At 39.6% G+C, this 16,703-nt stretch carries 13 protein-coding genes; 5 read left to right on the plus strand and 8 right to left on the minus strand.

Features of this window, described 5'->3' with window-relative positions; all coding sequences use genetic code 11:
- Positions 1 to 12: 12 nt before the first annotated feature.
- The 8 genes from H7N69_RS06570 to pheS all read right to left on the minus strand — a co-directional run bounded on the left by H7N69_RS06570 (position 13) and on the right by pheS (position 11,202).
- Complete coding sequence (locus tag H7N69_RS06570; protein ID WP_187885172.1) at positions 13 to 1,863, minus strand: menaquinone biosynthesis decarboxylase; 1,851 nt, start codon at positions 1,861 to 1,863, stop codon at positions 13 to 15.
- Positions 1,864 to 1,872: 9 nt separating this feature from the next.
- Entirely contained in the window at positions 1,873 to 3,447 is a 1,575-nt protein-coding gene (gene serA, locus H7N69_RS06575; RefSeq protein WP_187885173.1) for a phosphoglycerate dehydrogenase, read from the minus strand.
- Positions 3,448 to 3,462: 15 nt separating this feature from the next.
- Complete coding sequence (locus H7N69_RS06580; protein ID WP_187885174.1) at positions 3,463 to 3,984, minus strand: hypothetical protein; 522 nt, start codon at positions 3,982 to 3,984, stop codon at positions 3,463 to 3,465.
- A 28-nt stretch (positions 3,985 to 4,012) separates the two neighbouring features.
- Positions 4,013 to 5,683: a 30S ribosomal protein S1 gene (locus H7N69_RS06585; protein ID WP_187885175.1), complete on the minus strand. Its 1,671-nt coding sequence runs from the start codon at positions 5,681 to 5,683 to the stop codon at positions 4,013 to 4,015.
- A 120-nt stretch (positions 5,684 to 5,803) separates the two neighbouring features.
- Positions 5,804 to 6,628: a 4-hydroxy-3-methylbut-2-enyl diphosphate reductase gene (locus H7N69_RS06590; protein ID WP_000403575.1), complete on the minus strand. Its 825-nt coding sequence runs from the start codon at positions 6,626 to 6,628 to the stop codon at positions 5,804 to 5,806.
- Positions 6,618 to 7,907, minus strand: coding sequence for a 3-phosphoshikimate 1-carboxyvinyltransferase (gene aroA / locus H7N69_RS06595; protein ID WP_187885176.1), 1,290 nt, complete (start codon positions 7,905 to 7,907; stop codon positions 6,618 to 6,620). Before aroA ends, H7N69_RS06590 begins: the two co-directional genes overlap by 11 nt.
- A gap of 14 nt (positions 7,908 to 7,921) precedes the next feature.
- A complete protein-coding gene (gene pheT / locus H7N69_RS06600) occupies positions 7,922 to 10,216 on the minus strand; it encodes a phenylalanine--tRNA ligase subunit beta (RefSeq protein WP_187885177.1) in 2,295 nt (764 codons plus the stop codon).
- Positions 10,216 to 11,202 carry a phenylalanine--tRNA ligase subunit alpha gene (pheS, locus tag H7N69_RS06605; protein ID WP_187856225.1) on the minus strand — a complete coding sequence of 329 codons (987 nt, stop codon included), beginning with the start codon at positions 11,200 to 11,202 and terminating at the stop codon, positions 10,216 to 10,218. Before pheS ends, pheT begins: the two co-directional genes overlap by 1 nt.
- Before the next feature lie 80 nt (positions 11,203 to 11,282).
- Here pheS and H7N69_RS06610 point away from each other — a divergent pair, with 80 nt between their 5' ends.
- From H7N69_RS06610 to H7N69_RS06630, 5 genes are all read left to right on the plus strand, one after another.
- Positions 11,283 to 11,597, plus strand: a complete 315-nt coding sequence (locus H7N69_RS06610; RefSeq protein WP_021307364.1) for a histidine triad nucleotide-binding protein — start codon at positions 11,283 to 11,285, stop codon at positions 11,595 to 11,597.
- An 18-nt stretch (positions 11,598 to 11,615) separates the two neighbouring features.
- A complete protein-coding gene (locus tag H7N69_RS06615; RefSeq protein WP_187885178.1) occupies positions 11,616 to 12,938 on the plus strand; it encodes an aminotransferase class V-fold PLP-dependent enzyme in 1,323 nt (440 codons plus the stop codon).
- A gap of 25 nt (positions 12,939 to 12,963) precedes the next feature.
- Entirely contained in the window at positions 12,964 to 13,554 is a 591-nt protein-coding gene (locus tag H7N69_RS06620) for a DUF3972 domain-containing protein (protein ID WP_187885179.1), read from the plus strand.
- 102 nt (positions 13,555 to 13,656) lie between these two features.
- Positions 13,657 to 16,047, plus strand: coding sequence for a molybdopterin guanine dinucleotide-containing S/N-oxide reductase (locus H7N69_RS06625; RefSeq protein ID WP_187885180.1), 2,391 nt, complete (start codon positions 13,657 to 13,659; stop codon positions 16,045 to 16,047).
- A gap of 165 nt (positions 16,048 to 16,212) precedes the next feature.
- Positions 16,213 to 16,701, plus strand: a complete 489-nt coding sequence (locus H7N69_RS06630; protein ID WP_001020235.1) for a hypothetical protein — start codon at positions 16,213 to 16,215, stop codon at positions 16,699 to 16,701.
- Positions 16,702 to 16,703: the final 2 nt, after the last annotated feature.

Below are 16,703 nucleotides of genomic sequence, written 5' to 3' on the forward strand. Positions count from 1 at the left end.
TATGGCTCTTCTTTATAGATCTTCTTTATGCGTGCTGAAAGAATGCGTGAGATGGAATTTTTGATTTAAAGTTTCAAAATCTTTTAAAAGCCCTTTCTCTTTCAAATTTTCTATGACTTCCATGGAGCAATTGGTTTCGGTGGGCCATTCTCTAAAATGTTTGTCCATAACGCCCTTATTGGTAGCGTCTATAAAAAAACAATGTTTAGAGGTGAGGATATCGCGCTTGGCATCAATATTATTAACGATTCGCCATAACAGCATGTAAGGGTTGTTTAAATCGTTGCTGGTATGCTCTACAAAGATGACAATGCGTAAATGCTCTTCAAAACCGAGCAAGTTTTTAGCCAGTTCAATGACGCTTTTGTCTTTCTTTTCCACGCTAATGACGCAAATGGGGTTACGGGTGTGCGGGTAGTATTGCTTCAAAAGAACGATATTTTGCATTTTATCTTGTAAAAGCGCTAATAAGGCGTTATCGTTTAAAAGCGTGGGGTAGGGGGTATTGCTTTTAGAAGTCGCATCAATACCGAGTTTCCCTCCCATAGCGTATTCAGGGCTTGCATGATCTAAGGCGTCGCATATGCCTTGAGAGATGAGCGTGTTTTCTTTAGAAAAATTTTCTAATATGTATTCAATGATAGCGTTGGTGTCCCTTAGATTAGGAGCGTCTTCATTGACAAAAATCGCATGTTTGACAAAGCTCATCTGCCCCACGCCCCAAAAAGCATGCATGACCTGTTTGGCATGAGCGTTATAGCGCGTGTGTATTTTGGCTAAAATCAAATTATGAAACACCCCATTTTCTGGCATGTAATAATCTATGAGATTGGGGGCGTTCATTTGAAGCAAGGGCAAGAACAAGCGTTCAGTCAAATACCCCATGTATTTGTCTTCTAAAGGAGGCTTACCCACCACAGTGGCTAAGTAAATGGAATCTTTTTTATAGCTAATGGTTTTGACTTCTAAAACAGGGTAAGGCTCAATGGGGGTATAATAGCCAGTGTGATCCCCAAAAGGCCCTTCAAGCTCTAGCTTTTCGCAATCCACAAACCCTTCTATCACAATGTCGCAGTCGCTTGGCACGCTCAAAGGATTGCTCAAGCATGGCATCACGCACGCTTTTTTTCCTCTCATAAACCCATAGAGCATGAGTTCATAAATCCCATAAGGTAAGGGGGCTGTCGCGCACCATGTGTAGAGCAAATCCCCACCAATAGCGATACTGACAGGCATTTTGACTTTAGCTTTAGCGTATTCGTGGAAAAAGAGCTGGGAGTCTTTATGGATTTGCCAGTGCAAGCCTAAATGGTTTTTATCATAAACTTGCAAACGATACATGCCTAAATTCTTTTTTTTATGATCTAGGCTTTGGGTATAGACTTGCCCCATAGTGATAAAAGCCCCGCCATCTTTTTCCCAAGTTTTTAAAACGGGTAGATCCCACAAATTGACTTCTTTATCTTGCTTGATGATGAGATCTTTAGGGCGAGTGGTTTTTTTAGGGAAAATGTGTCTTAAATCCCATAAATCTTTTAAGACTTTCAAACCCTCAGTAAAATTTTTAGGAGCACTAAAGTGCAAGAAGGCTTGCATGCGTTGTTGTAAATCCTCTATGGGGGTTTTTAACAAAAGATCTAATCGTTTGAAAGAGCCAAAAGCGTTCATCAAAACAGGCATGCCAAAGGTTTTGATCTGGTCATGCTCTTTTCTTATGGGTTGCGTGAATAAAAGGGCTTTGCCTCCATCAGGCTTTTTCGCTTCTATATACGCCAGATGAGCGATTTCTAAATCCACTTCAAGGGGGGTGTCAATGATTTCTAATTCATCATGCTTTTTTAAAAGCTTTAAAAAATCTCGCATCCAACTACCTTAAATAACCACATAATGAACGCTTAAGCACGCAGGAATGTTTTTAAGCTCTTCTAAAACTTCCAAAGAAACTTCTTCATCTACAATAATGAGCGCTAAAGCTTCTTTTTGCGTGTTGCGCCCCAAACGAAAATCAGCGATGTTAATACCATGCCTAGCGAACGCATTCCCCACACTCCCAATAACGCCTGGAATATCCGTATTCCTAAATAGAAGCATTTTACCTTTTGGCTCTATATCAATATGAAACCCATCAATCTCGGTGAGTTTTAAAATATCTTCTTCAAACACCGTGCCGCTCACGCTGATTGAACCATTAGCCGCATTGAGAGTTAAAGAGAGCATGTTCTTATAGGGCGAAGCGCTTTCTTTAAGGCTAACCTTAATCTCAATGCCTCTTTCTTTGGCCACAAAGGGGGCGTTAATGTAATTGATTTTATCCCCTACAACAGGTTTTAACACCCCTACTAGCGTAAAAGCGACAAGGGCGTCTTTGAATTGGTTGATCTCCCCACAAAGACTGAGTTCAATTTTTTGGCACACGCCCTTATGGATTTGACTGGAAAAATAACCCAGTTTTTGCGCTAAATTCAAGTAGGCTTTTGCGCTTGCATCAAAAGCTTGCATGGGTAAATTCAAAGCATGCGGATGGCTTGAACCTCTTAAAGACTCCATAACCCCTTGAGCGGCTTGTTTGGAAATTTCTTCTTGGGATTCTAAAGTGTTCGCGCCAATATGGGGGGTCGCATACACATTAGGCAAGTCTAAAAGCTTGTTGTGAATGCCAGGCTCTTTAGAAAAGACATCAATGCCAAGCCAACGCACTTCTTTGGTTTCTAAAGCTTCATAAAGAGCGTCTTCATTATAAAGCCCCCCTCTAGCGCAATTGATCAAGATAACCCCTTTTTTCATGCGTTCGATCTCTTTAGCGCCTATCATGTTAATGGTTTCTTTATTTTTAGGGGTGTGGATAGTGATCATATCGCATTGCAAAATGTCTTCAAAATTTTTTGTGTAAATGACCCCTAAATCAGTGGCTTTTGAAGAAGGGATATAAGGATCATAGGCTAAAACTTCCATTTCAAAGGCTTTAGCCCTAATGCCCACCCTAGAGCCAATGTTTCCAAAACCAATGATGCCCAGCTTTTTATTTTTCAATTCCGTGCCATACCAATCTTCTCTTTTCCATAACCTTTGGTGTTTGATTTGATCGTTCGCACAAGGGAACGAACGCACTGCATTGATCAAATGCGCCATGGTCAATTCCACGGCGGCAATCGTGTTAGCGGTAGGGATATTCATCACCACAATCCCTTTTTGAGAGCAGCTTTCTAAATCAATATTATCCACTCCCACGCCCGCTCTCACGATGGATTTTAAGTGGGTTAAGGGCTTTAAAAAATCGCTTGTGATAGGGGTCATGCTGCGAGTGATGAGCGCATCCATGGGAGTGAGTTTTTCTAAAAGCTCCTTTTTAGGGCATTTGGAATAATCATGCAAGACAATGTCTTTTTGAGCTTCTAAAATTTGAATGCCTTTAGCATGGATGGGGTCGCAAATGGCTACTTGATACATTTTTATCCTTTGAATTTAAAAAACAGCATGATAGCGTATTTTATAATAGTCTAAATCAGCCAGCAAGCGTTCTTTTTTATTTTCATCTAAATAGATGATGAGGTTGGGTTGGTTTTTGGTGCTATCGTAAGCGTAATCAATTCGTTCTTTTTTAAGGATTTCTTTTAAACACCACCATTGATAGTCCTTTAAATCCTTAATGATAAGCTTTGAATACTCTCTTTTTTTTTCTTCAAAAGGGATTTCAAAATAATGCTCCACAACGGGGTAATTGATAGATTCTTGTGCATCAAGGTTTTGAAAAAGGGTGTTACTATGATCTTCTTCGTTATGGGGGGCTTTTTCATCGTTAGGGGTATTAGGATTATTGGGGATTTCTTCTAGGTTGATGTCATGGCTTTTTGCATCTGTTTGAGAGAGATTTTTATCTGTATGAGAAATGGTGGGCATTTCTTTTTTAACGCTTAAAAACAAATAGGCTAAAACGCCAAGAGCGACAGCTAGGGAAATAAAAGCAACAACACCCTTAAATCTCATGCCATTCTCATGTTTTTAAAATCACTCTTTAGAGTTTTTCTTTAAGAATATCCCCTAAAGTCATTTTATCATCGCTCGTGTTAAAGGCTTGCAATTCTTCTTTTTCTTTTTTGCGCTCTAACCTATGCACAGAAGCGCGCACCTTGTTGTTAGATTTTTCAATCGCAACAACCACACATGTGATTTCTTGCCCTATTTTGATTTCATCTTTTTTCAAGGGGTTCAAATCTTCATTTTTGATCAGCACATCAATGCCATCAGCATTAATGAAAACGCCAAAATCCTTAATACTCACCACTTTGCCTTGAATCACGCTGTCTGTTTTATGCTTTTGAGCGAATTCTTCTGTAGGGGAAGTCACCAAGTGCTTCGTGCTCAAAGAAATCTTTTTATCTTTTTTGTTGATTTTAAGGATTTTCACTTTGATCACATCGCCAATTTTATAGTGGTCTTTGCATTTTTTATCTTTATCCCAAAAAGCGTCGTGATTGTGGAGCAAGCCATCCACCCCACCTAGATTCAAAAACGCCCCAAAGTCCGTTAAAGTCGCCACTTTGCCCTCTACAATATCCCCCACTTGGTGTTTGGATTCAAAAACATCAAAAGGCCTGTTAGTGAGTTGTTTTAAGGAAACCCTTAAGCGGCGGTTTTTAGGATCAATGTCAATGATCTTCACATCAATTTCTTGCCCCACGCTCAAATAATGGCTAGGGTGGCTGACATTTTTATCCCAAGAGATTTCAGAAACATGCAAAAAGCCTTCAATATCATTACCAATATCCACAAACACCCCATAATGCTCAATATTGCTCACCACCACCTTAATGGCGTATCCGGGTTTTAGCTTGTCTTGGATCTCTTCCCATGGGTCTTCTATGGTCGCTTTTATGGAGAGTGAAAGGCGTCTTTTTTCCTCATCATAAGCGATGGCTTTGACATAGACTTCATCGCCTTCTTTGTAGTATTTTTCAGGGTTTACTGGCCCTTTATGGCTGATTTCAGAATAATGGACCAAGCCCTCAATCCCCTTAGCTTCTACAAAAATGCCAAAAGGAGTGATCTGCCTCACAACCCCTAACACCGGCTCTGTAGCTTCTAACAATTCCTTAGAAACCTCAAGTTGTCGTTTGTCATTGACTTCAAAGAATCGTTTGCGAGAAATATTGATAGAATGGTTTTCCTTATCCACACGAATGATGCACGCTTTAATGCGTTTGCCGATATGGTTTGCGTCATTTTTTAAAGAAGAGTGCGAGCGGGAGAGAAAATACTCCACGCCTTGAGACTCCACGATATAACCCCCTTTATTCTTGCCTACAATCTTGCCTTCAATAATAGCGTTTTCATAGTTTTCGCCCAATTCTTCAATTTTAGCCTGAATCTTTTGTTGGGAAATGGCCTTTTTGTAGGAAACGCTAGGGTGTTCACCTTTCTCGGACACATGCACGACAATGGAGTCATTTTTTTGATACAGCAACTGCCCCTTTTCATCGGTGATCTCACTCAAAGCCAAACGGCCTTCTGTCTTACCGCCCACGCTCACCATGGCATAACCATCATTCTCATTGATGGAAACGATTAGCCCTTCTTTGATAGTGCCTTTTTCTAGGGTTTCTTCTTTTTCTAATTCTTTTTTAAAGAGTTTTGCGAAGTTTTCCTCCTCGTCATTAAAGTTCTGATCATCTGCTATCTTGCTCATTGACTGCCTTACTATAAAATAAATATAAAATCCTTGGGGGTATTGTATCCTTTTTTGGCTTACAAAATCGTTTAAAAACTAACAATTAGCGGTTTTTTTAAAGAAAATTTTCAAAATGTGTTAAATCGTGCTGATTTTTTGCTTGACATTTTCTATAATCCAGTCCGGCGTGGAAGCCCCAGCGGTAATCCCGCATAATTTTTTATCCTTAAACCACGCTAACTCCAATTCGTTTTCATCTTCTACCAAGTAGCTGTCTTTGCAATGCTGTTTGGCGATGCTTAGGAGCTGTTTGGTGTTTGAAGAAGTTTTACCGCCCACGACTATCATAATATCCACTTCCTTACTCAAATCCAAAGCGGCTTTTTGGTTGTAAGAAGTAGCGTTGCAAATCGTGTTAAAAATACGCACTTCAGTGCATCTTTCCACCAAATAAGAAGCGATTTGCAAGAGTTTTGGGGTTTGTTTGGTGGTTTGAGAAACTAAAGCCACTTTTCGTTGGAGCTTTTTTTCTTGCAATTCTTCTAAAGAATTGACGACTAAAGCCTGGTTGGTGGCATAGCTGATCACACCCTTGACTTCAGGGTGGTTAATGTCCCCAAAAAGCACGATTTGATACCCTTCTTTACTCATGGATTCCACAATTTGTTGAGGTTTGATCACATACGGGCAAGTCGCATCAGTGATTTTAACCCCCTTATTTTTCAAGTATTCTAAATCCTGTTTAGGAATGCCATGGGTTCTTATGATCACGCTCTTATTTTTAGGGATTTTTTTAGGATCTTCTTCAATTTTCACATTGAAGTTTTTTTCCAAGCGATTGATTTCTTTAGCGTTATGAATGAGCGAGCCAAAAATCAAGCTGTTTTGATTTTTTTCAGCGATTTGTATCGCTCTTTTGACGCCAAAACAAAAACCATAATCCTTAGCCATTTTAATTTCCATTGAGACTCCTTTTTTTGAATTGATTGAGTAAGCGTTTGAATTGCGGGAAAGAAATGTTCGCACATTCTAAATTGTCAATTTCTAAAGGTAAAATTAAAGTTAAAACAGCGAAACTCATCGCAATCCTGTGATCATTGAAACTCTTGATAATAGGGGGTTTAATCTTAGAAAAATGCTGCTTTAATTGGCTTATATCTTCTAATCCCTCTATATAAAACCCGTCTTCAAACTCTTCGCACTCAATCCCTAAAGCTTTGAAATTAGAAACAACCGCTTTAATCCTATCGCTTTCTTTGGCTCGTAAATCTTTAGCGTTTTTAACCATGCTTTTGCCTTTTGCAAAAAGCATAGCGATGCTTAAAGCGGGGATTTCATCAATAAGGCTGGCGATATTCTGATCAATACTGATCGCTTTTAAAGGGGCATGCTCTATGTAAATATCGCCAATAACTTCTAAATCTTTGGATTGGATAACATATTCTATATGAGCGCCCATTTTTTTCAAAACTTCAAAAGCTTCTATGCGAGTGGGGTTGAGCAAGACATTTTTTAAAAGAAGGCGGCTTTTTGGCGTAATCGCGCAAGCGAGGGCGAAAAAAAACGCGCTAGACGGATCATTGGCTATGGTAAAATCAAAGGCTTCTAGGGGTTTTTCTAGGGGTGAAATTTTTAAAACGCCGTCTTGATTGTGAATATCAGCTCCCAAACTTTTAAGCATGATTTCTGTGTGGTTACGGCTAAGCTCACTTTCTTTATAAACGCTTATGCCTTGAGCTTGTAAGGCGCTTAAAATAAAAGCGCTTTTGACTTGAGCTGAAGCGATAGGACTTTCATAATCGCAAGCTTTTAAAGGACTCCCTACAATCACTAAGGGGGCGAAATGGTTATCCTCTCTCCCTAAAATCTTTGCTCCAAAAGCCTTCAAAGGCTCAATGATTCTTTTCATGGGGCGTGCGTTTAAGGAATTGTCCCCGCTTAAAACAAAAAGGCCTTTTTGAGTGCTTAAAAGCCCGCTGTATAAACGCATGCTAGTGCCAGAATTGTTGCAATTTAAAATCTTGTTAGGCTCTTTTATAGCCGTTGGGGGCGTGATTTTAAAAGAATTTTTGGCGGTATTTTCCACTTTAGCCCCTAAATTTTGAGCGATTTCTAAAGAGCTTAAACAATCTTCTCCCATTAAAAAATTCCGCACAAAACAAGGCTTTTGAGCGAGCAGGCTAAAAATAACGGCTCTGTGTGAGAGCGATTTATCGCTAGCGTTAATGTCAAGCTCTATCACAATTATCCTTTATATTATCCCTTAAGGCGGGCGTTAAATTCTTTTTCTAAAATTTCAAGCGCTTTTTGCACGGCTGAATTGACCTCTTCATCATTTAAGGTTTTTTCTAAAGAATGGATCACACAACGCACGCTTAAGGCTATGGTGTTATCGCTTTCTTTAAAAATATCAAGGGGTAGAATCTCGCTTAAATTAGGGATTTGAGCGTCCTTTAGGGCTTTTTTAATCCCACTAAAAGCGGTATTTTCATCAATGATGAGAGTCAAATCCCTCACACTGCTAGGGTAAATGCTAAAGGGTTTTAACAGCATGGCGGGGCGTTTGAGTTTAGAAGCGTCTATCTCAGCGTAATAGCTTTCAAACAAATCTAATTCCTGGATCACTTTAGGGTGGATTTTAGCGATCACGCCTATGATTTTGTGATTTTGAATGATTTTAGCGCTCTGGTAGGGGTGGTTAATGGGGGTTTGAGCGGTTAGTTTTTCCAAGCTGAAATCCCCTATAACTTTTGAAACGCATTCAGCGAAAGAATAAAAATCCCAAGCCTTGCCCTTAGCGTCAGGGTAGCTTTCTTTTTTTTGTAAGCCGCTTACTAAAAAGCCTAGTTTTTGGATCTCTTCTCTTTTAGAGCTATACACGCTCCCCTTTTCATAAAGGGCGATACTTTTGAACCCTAAATTTTTATTCCTTAAGCTAGCGTCTAAAAGCCCGCAAACAAGGCTCGTCCTCAGGGTATTTAACTCCGTTGTGATAGGGTTTTGCAATTCTAGGGGATCTTCTAAAACTTCAAAGCCCAGTTTTTGCTGTTTTTCTTTAGAATAAAATACATAATGGACTACTTCTTTAAAACCGCAAGCGAGAGCCTTGTGTTTAAGGTTTTCAAAAAAGCGGTGCGTGTCATAATGGGGGTTTGAATTTTTGCTACTGACACAATGAAGAGGCTTTGAGACTAGATTATCAATCCCTACAAAGCGCAAGATTTCTTCAGCAATATCTTGGATTGTTTTAATGTCATGCCTGAAATTTGGCGCAATAACCTCTAAAATTTGGGGTTTTGAGTTTGGCTCTTTTACGCTGACTTTAAAGCCTAAATTTTTTAAAATGCTTTGAATTTTTTCTGCCTCTACAACAAGCCCCAAAATTTCGGTGATGTCTTCAAGCTGGAATGTAAGGGCGCGATCTTTTAAAGAATGCTCAGTTTGTTTGCTTTCTAAAATCGTGGCTTTTAACTGAGCGCTTAAAAAATTCAGGCCGTCTGATAGATTAGGGTTGCTCCCTCTAGCGCTTCTATAAATAAGGGCGTTGTCTTTTTGAAGCGTTTTATCTTTTAGAGCGTGTAATTTTAAAGACAAGCTTACAGGATCAATATAACTTGCCTCTAAAAGCAAACACTCGCTCAAATCTTTTTGATCTTGATGCTTTATAGCGATAGTGGAGCGTTTTTGATGGTTGATATAAACGCTTTCAAGGTTATTTTCATCGTTTTTCACGCTCAAATCCATAGGGGTTTTATTCAGGCTATAAGCGTTCATTATTACCCCACTAAAATGCACGCTAAATTCTATGAAATTGTTCAGGTCGTTCTCGCTTAAGGCATTGTTATGAGCGAGCGAAAGTTTAATATTTAAAGGGGTTTTTAAAGAATGGTTGCAAATCAAATAATAAGCTAGATGCGATTCAATATTTTCACCCGCACTAAGCGTGATCAAATCGCTTGTTGGCGTAAAATTTAAAGCTTTAATGGGTTTTAGGGGTGTGTGATAAAAGGCACTAATTTCTCTGGCAATGCCTAAAACGCTCAAGCAATCCCCACGATTAGGAGTCAATGAAATTTCTAAAACATGCGTGTTGAAAGGGGCGTATTCGTTTAATTCTTTCCCCAAAACCAACTCCCCAACGCTCTCATCTAATTCCAAGATGCCATCATTGATTTTAGGAAAACCTAATTCGCTGCTAGAGCAAATCATGCCATGGCTTTCAACCCCCCTAAGCTCCGTTTTAGCGATTGTGGTTGAGCCTATGATCGCTCCTTTGAGGGCGACTGGCACGAATTGGTTTGGCACGACATTTTTAGCCCCGCACACGATCTGCAACACTTCCTTGCCCACATCTACTTGACACACGCTGAGTTTTTCAGCGTTTTTATGAGAGACTTTTTCTAAAACCTTACCCACAACCACATTTTTAGGGGCAACACAAGAAACACAGCTTTCCACTTCTAAACCTAAGCGGCTCAAATCCTCACAGAGTTTGGCTATATCTTTAGGCGTATTGACAAAAACATTCAAATCATTGACGCTCAGTTTCATTAAAAGCTCTCCAACACTCTTAAATCAGTTTCAAAAAAACTGCGCAAATCATTGATCTGGCAAGTCAGCATGGCTAATCTTTCAATCCCCATGCCAAAAGCAAACCCGCTCACGTTCTCATACCCTATGGCTTCAAACACCGCATCATTGACCATGCCACAACCCAACACTTCCAGCCAGCCTGTGTGCGAGCAAACCCTACAGCCTTCTTGCTTGCAAAACACGCAACTAATATCCACTTCAGCGCTTGGCTCTGTGAAAGGGAAAAAGCTAGAGCGCCACCTTAATTTCACGCCGCCAAAGAAATAATGCAAAAAGTCTTCGATCACGCCCTTTAAGTGCGTGAAACGGATATTCCCTTTTTGATCCACGACAAGCCCTTCAATTTGGTGGAACATGGGCGTGTGGGTCAAATCATAATCGCGCCTAAAGGTTTCGCCTAAACAAATCATCTTAATGGGTGGGGTTTGTTCTTGCATGGTGTGGATTTGCACGGGCGAAGTGTGGGTCCTTAAAAGCTTGTGATCTTTAAAATAAAAAGTGTCTTGCATGTCTCTTGCAGGATGGTAAGGGGGCAAGTTTAAAGCGCTGAAATTATGGAAATCATCTTCCACTAAAGAGCCGATTTCAAGCTTGTATCCTAATGGGGTAAAAAATTCAATGATTTTATTTTTAGTATAATTCAAAGGGTGAGAAGAGCTTGTTTTGATAGCGTTAAACAAACTCACATCAATTTTTTCTTTTTTCAAGCGTTCTTCTAATTCAAGCTCCAAAATAGCCTTTTTTTTCCATTCAAAGGCTTTTTCAAACGCTTGTTTATAATGGTGGATTTCTTTAGCAAAGGCGTTTTTTTCTTCGCCGTTTAGATTTTTGAGTTGGTTGAATTTATCCGCAAAAACCCCCTTTTTACCCAAAGCATTCAAACGCACTTCTTCTAACTCTTTGCTATTAGTAACCTTTTCTAATCGCTCTATCAAGGTGTGCAATAACGATCCTTATATTTTATTTTTAAAAAGCTATAATACAACTTTAATAAAAGAAAAACCTTAAAAGGGAGCAAAAAAGCATGAATGTGTTTGAAAAAATAATCCAAGGCAAAATCCCTTGTTCTAAGATTTTAGAAAACGAGCGTTTTTTATCCTTTTATGACATTAACCCTAAAGCTAAAGTGCATGCGTTAGTGATCCCTAAGCAAAGCATTCAGGATTTTAACGGCATCACCCCAGAGCTTATGGCGCAAATGACAAGTTTTATTTTTGAAGTGGTGGAAAAATTAGGCATCAAAGAAAAGGGATACAAGCTTTTAACCAATGTGGGTAAAAACGCAGGGCAAGAGGTAATGCATTTGCATTTTCATATTTTAAGCGGGGATAAACATTAAAAGCGTTGGTGGTAGTTCGTGCAAGCGTTTTTAAACAGGAGTTTCGCTCCCTTGCTCAATCCTAATGAGAGCGTTTTAGAACAGGTTAAATCCAGTATTATTTTAAAAAAAGGGGTGTCTTATTTTGACTGGGGGGCTTCAGGTTTAGCGAGCGCTTTAGTGGAAAAGCGCGTGAAATCCTTACTGCCTTATTACGCGAACGCCCATTCTGTCGCTTCTAAACACGCGATTTTAATGGGCATGCTTTTAAAAGAGTGCCAAGAAAAGTTAAAGCGTTCTTTAAATTTGAGCGCTAATCATTGCGTCTTGAGCGCGGGGTATGGGGCGAGCTCAGCGATTAAGAAATTTCAAGAAATTTTAGGGGTGTGTATCCCTTCAAAAACGAAGAAAAATTTAGAGCCGTATTTGAAAGATATGGCTTTAAAGCGTGTGATTGTAGGGCCTTATGAGCATCATTCTAATGAAGTTAGCTGGCGTGAAGGCTTGTGTGAAGTGGTGTGTATCCCTTTAAATGAACATGGTTTATTGGATTTAGAAATTTTAGAGCAAACTTTAAAAAAATCCCCTAACAGCTTGGTTTCTATAAGCGCGGCTTCTAATGTAACCGGACTGCTTACGCCCTTAAAAGAAGTTTCATCATTGTGCAAGAAATATAAGGCCACTTTAGCTTTGGATTTAGCGAATTTTAGCGCGCATGCTAACCCTAAAGATTGCGAATACCAAACCGGTTTTTATGCACCTCATAAACTTTTAGGGGGCATTGGAGGGTGCGGTCTTTTAGGCATTTCTAAAGATTTGATTGACACGCAGATCGCCCCGAGTTTTAGCGCAGGGGGCGTGATTAAATACGCTAACCGCACACGGCATGAATTTATTGATGAATTGCCTTTAAGAGAAGAGTTTGGCACGCCAGGATTGTTGCAATTTTACAGGAGCGCTCTAGCGTATCAATTGAGAGATGAATGCGGTTTGGATTTTATCCACAAGAAAGAAAACAACCTTTTAAGAGTGCTTGTGCATGGCTTAAAAGACTTGCCCGCTATTAATATTTATGGGAATTTAACAGCGAGTCGTGTGGGGGTAGTGGCTTTTAATATTGGGGGGATTTCGCCTTATGATTTAGCGAGAGTTTTAAGCTATGAATACGCTATTGAGACCCGGGCAGGTTGCTCTTGCGCAGGGCCTTATGGGCATGATTTATTGAATCTTAACGCTCAAAAGTCAAGCGATTTTAACGCTAAACCCGGATGGCTTAGAGTGAGCTTGCACTTCACGCATTCCATAAACGATATTGATTATTTGCTAGACAGCTTGAAAAAAGCGGTTAAAAAATTGCGTTAAGCTAAAACTATTTTTAAGGAAAAATTTGGATATTTTAGATTTGAACAAAGCGCAAGCGACACAACAAAATGAGCAAGAAGTAGAGGATAAAGAAAAAGAGTCTAAAGAGCCGGTCGTTTTGGAAGATTTGAGCGCTTTAGCATGGCTTGAATTAGAAGAGTTCAGCCGCCTTTCAGGACTTCCTAAAGAAAGGATTTTGGAATTAGTGAATATCGGTAAAATCAAAAGCAAAATAAGCCACAACAAGCTCTTAATTGACGCGAGCAGCGGGACAAACGCTTTAATCAAAAAGGTAGAAAATAGTTTGATTTCTATGGATATGAACGGGCGTTCTTTAGAGCCTGTGTTTGTGGAAAAAACCATTAACACGATTTTAAACTTGCATGATAAGGTCATTGGCGCTAAAGATGAAACGATTTCAGCCTTTAAAAATGAAAACATGTTTTTAAAAGACGCTTTAATCTCTATGCAAGAAGTCTATGAAGAAGATAAAAAAACCATTGATCTTTTGCGCGATGAACTCAATCAAGCGAGAGAAGAAATTGAATTCATGAAGAGGAAATACCGCTTGATGTGGGGGAAAGTCGCTGACATGAGCAGCGTGAATAAAAAGTAGTTTTAAATTAACGCCCATGCTTGAGGGCTTATTAGCGGTAATTTTAGGTGAATATGTGTTAGAATTTGGGGTTTTAACAGAATGCAAGCTTGAAGGAGAACCATGTCTATTTCACGCAGAAGTATCCTAACAAAAATCCCACTCGCGCTCGCTAGCGCTAATGTTTTGAAAGCTGTTGGTGTTTTTGAAAAAGTAGAATCCATTCCGCATGCAACGCATTTTGGCCCCTTTATCGCAAAGGTTCAAAATGGAGTGATTAAAGATATTATCCCCCAAAAGAGCGATTATAACCCTACCATGATGTTAAAAGCGATGGCAGATAGGGTGTATTCAGATAGTAGGATGAAGTATCCTTGCGTGCGCAAGAGCTTTTTAGAAAACAAAAAAAACCACAAAGAATTGCGCGGGAGAGAAGAATTTGTGCGCGTGAGCTGGGATGTGGCATTGGATTTAGCGGCTAAAAAGCTTAAAGAAATCCCTAAAGAAAACATCTATAATGCCAGTTATGGTGGTTGGGGGCATGCGGGCAGCTTGCATCGTTGCCATCATTTAGCATGGCGTTTTTTTAATACGACTTTAGGGGGGGCTATTGGCACTGATGGGGAATATGGCAATGGCGCGGCTGCAAGAATAAACCCTATGATTGTAGGGGATATGGAAGTTTATTCGCAACAAACCACGCATGAAGAGATGATTAAAAATTGTAAGGTGTATGTCATGTGGGGGGCGGATTTATTCAAGTGCAACCGCATTGATTATTTTGTGCCAAACCATGTCAATGACAGCTACTACCCTAAGTATAAAAGAGCCGGTATTAAATTCATTAGTATTGATCCCATTTATACCGAAACCGCTCAAGCCTTTAACGCTGAATGGATACCCATTCGCCCTAACACTGATGTAGCGTTAATGCTAGGCATGATGCATTATCTTTATACAAGCAATCAATATGATAAAGCGTTTATCGCTAAATACACTGATGGTTTTGATAAATTTTTACCCTATTTGCTAGGAGAGAGCGATAATGCGCCTAAGACTTTAGAATGGGCGTCTCAAATCACTGGAGTGAGTGCAGAAAAAATCAAAGAATTAGCGGATTTGTTTGTCTCTAATCGCACTTTTTTAGCGGGCAATTGGGCCATGCAAAGAGCTCAGCATGGCGAGCAACCGGATTGGGCGTTAATTGTTTTAGCCAGTATGATTGGTCAAGTGGGCTTATCGGGTGGGGGCTTTGGCTTTTCTATGCATTATGGAGGAAACGCTCAAGCGAGCTCGGGGGCAAGAATTGTTCCTATGATTTCGCAAGGGCATAATTCTGTAAAAAGCGTTATTCCAGCATCTAGAATTTCTGAAGCGATTTTGAATCCGGATAAAGAAATTGATTTTATGGGTAAAAAACTCAAATTACCTAAAATCAAAATGATTTATAATTGTGGGGCGGATTTGTTAGGGCATGAAGCTGATACAAACGAGCTGATTCGCGCTTTAAGGACCTTAGATTGCGTGATCGTGCATGAGCCTTGGTGGACGCCTACGGCGAAATTCGCTGATATTGTCTTTGCTTCCACTAGCACTATGGAAAGAGATGATATTACTTTTGGAGGGAGTTATTCTAAGAATGTGGTTTATGCCATGCGTAAGGTGGTAGAGCCTGTTTATGAATCCAAAGACGATTATGAGATTTTCAGACAGCTTGCTTTACGCATTGGGGGCAATGAAACAGAGCAGCGATTCACTGAATCTAAGAGTTACATGGAATGGATTAAGGGTCTTTATGAAAAAAGCGATGGCCCTACTTTGAAATCGTTTGATCAGTTTTGGAGGGATGGCTTTGTGGAGTTTGAAATCCCTGAAAATGCGAGAAAGTTTGTGCGTCATGCGAAATTCAGGCAAGACCCTATTAATAATAAGCTGGATACAGAGAGCGGGAAAATTCAAATTTTTTCTCAAAAATGCGCGGATTTTAAACTGGCTGATTTTAAAGGGCATCCCACTTGGTTTGAGCCAGCTGAGTGGCTAGGCTCTAAAATGGCTGAGATTTATCCGTTCCATTTAATCTCTCCGCACCCAAAATACCGTGTCAATTCACAGCTTGATAACACTTGGGTTAGGAATGTGTATAAAATTCAAGGCAGAGAGCCTGTAATGATCAACGAACTAGACGCTAATAAATTAGGCATTAGGCATGGTGAAATCGTAGAAGTGTTTAACGCTAGGGGGAGGTTGTTAGCAGGGGCGTTTGTAACTAAGAATATCCGTCAAGGGGTTTTGAGTATCCAAAAAGGGGCGTGGTATGACCCAGAAGATGAGAGGGTTAGAAACCCACGATGCAATGCAGGGCATGTGAATACGCTCACTTCTTTACGCCCCACAAGCAGCATGACGCAAGCCATTTCAGTCAATACGGCCTTAGTCAATATCAGAAGACTTAGAAGGTATGAATTAGTCAAGCCCTATCATTCCATTTCAACACCAAGCATCATTGGGGCTTAAACGGAGTGAAAATACTAGCATGAGAGTGTTTTTACCCAATAAAGACTTAATAACTAAAGACTTGACTACTAGCCAAGCTAAAGCGTAATTCTCAATTTTTATATTATAATACCCAATCAATGCGTTTAATTTCTGTTTTCAATATTGACACTTAAAGGATAAAAGATGAATATTTTTCAAACGAGTTTGAAATGTTGCGTGGGGTTGGTTTTATTTATGGGGGTCTTATTAGGGGATTCTAAAGCTTTTAAGGTTAGGGTGGATAAAAGTTTGACTCCGCCCTTTTTGAATGTGCTTTCATTAGCTTTTAAACAAGACATGAAAAAAGAGATCATTTTTGTGGTTACCAAAAGCAACAAATTGAGTAAAAAAGTGCTTTGTGATTTTGACGCTTTTTTATTGCCTGAGACTCTGATGAGTGGCATGCCTAAAAAAGCGCTATTCCATAAGGAGTTTTTATTCCAATCTAAAGAAAATAAGACGCTCTATGTGTTTTCGCTGATTGATTCTCAATATTGCTCAAAAGGTGGAAATTACAGATACGAACTAGAAAAATTAGAACGCTGGTTTGTGCAAAAAGCACCTGAGTTGGCTGAAAGCTATAGGGTGAATTACAAAAATCAATACAATAAAACACAGATCCCACAAAAATAAAG

It is taken from the genome of Helicobacter pylori (genome assembly GCF_014497725.1).
GTDB lineage: Bacteria > Campylobacterota > Campylobacteria > Campylobacterales > Helicobacteraceae > Helicobacter > Helicobacter pylori_DE.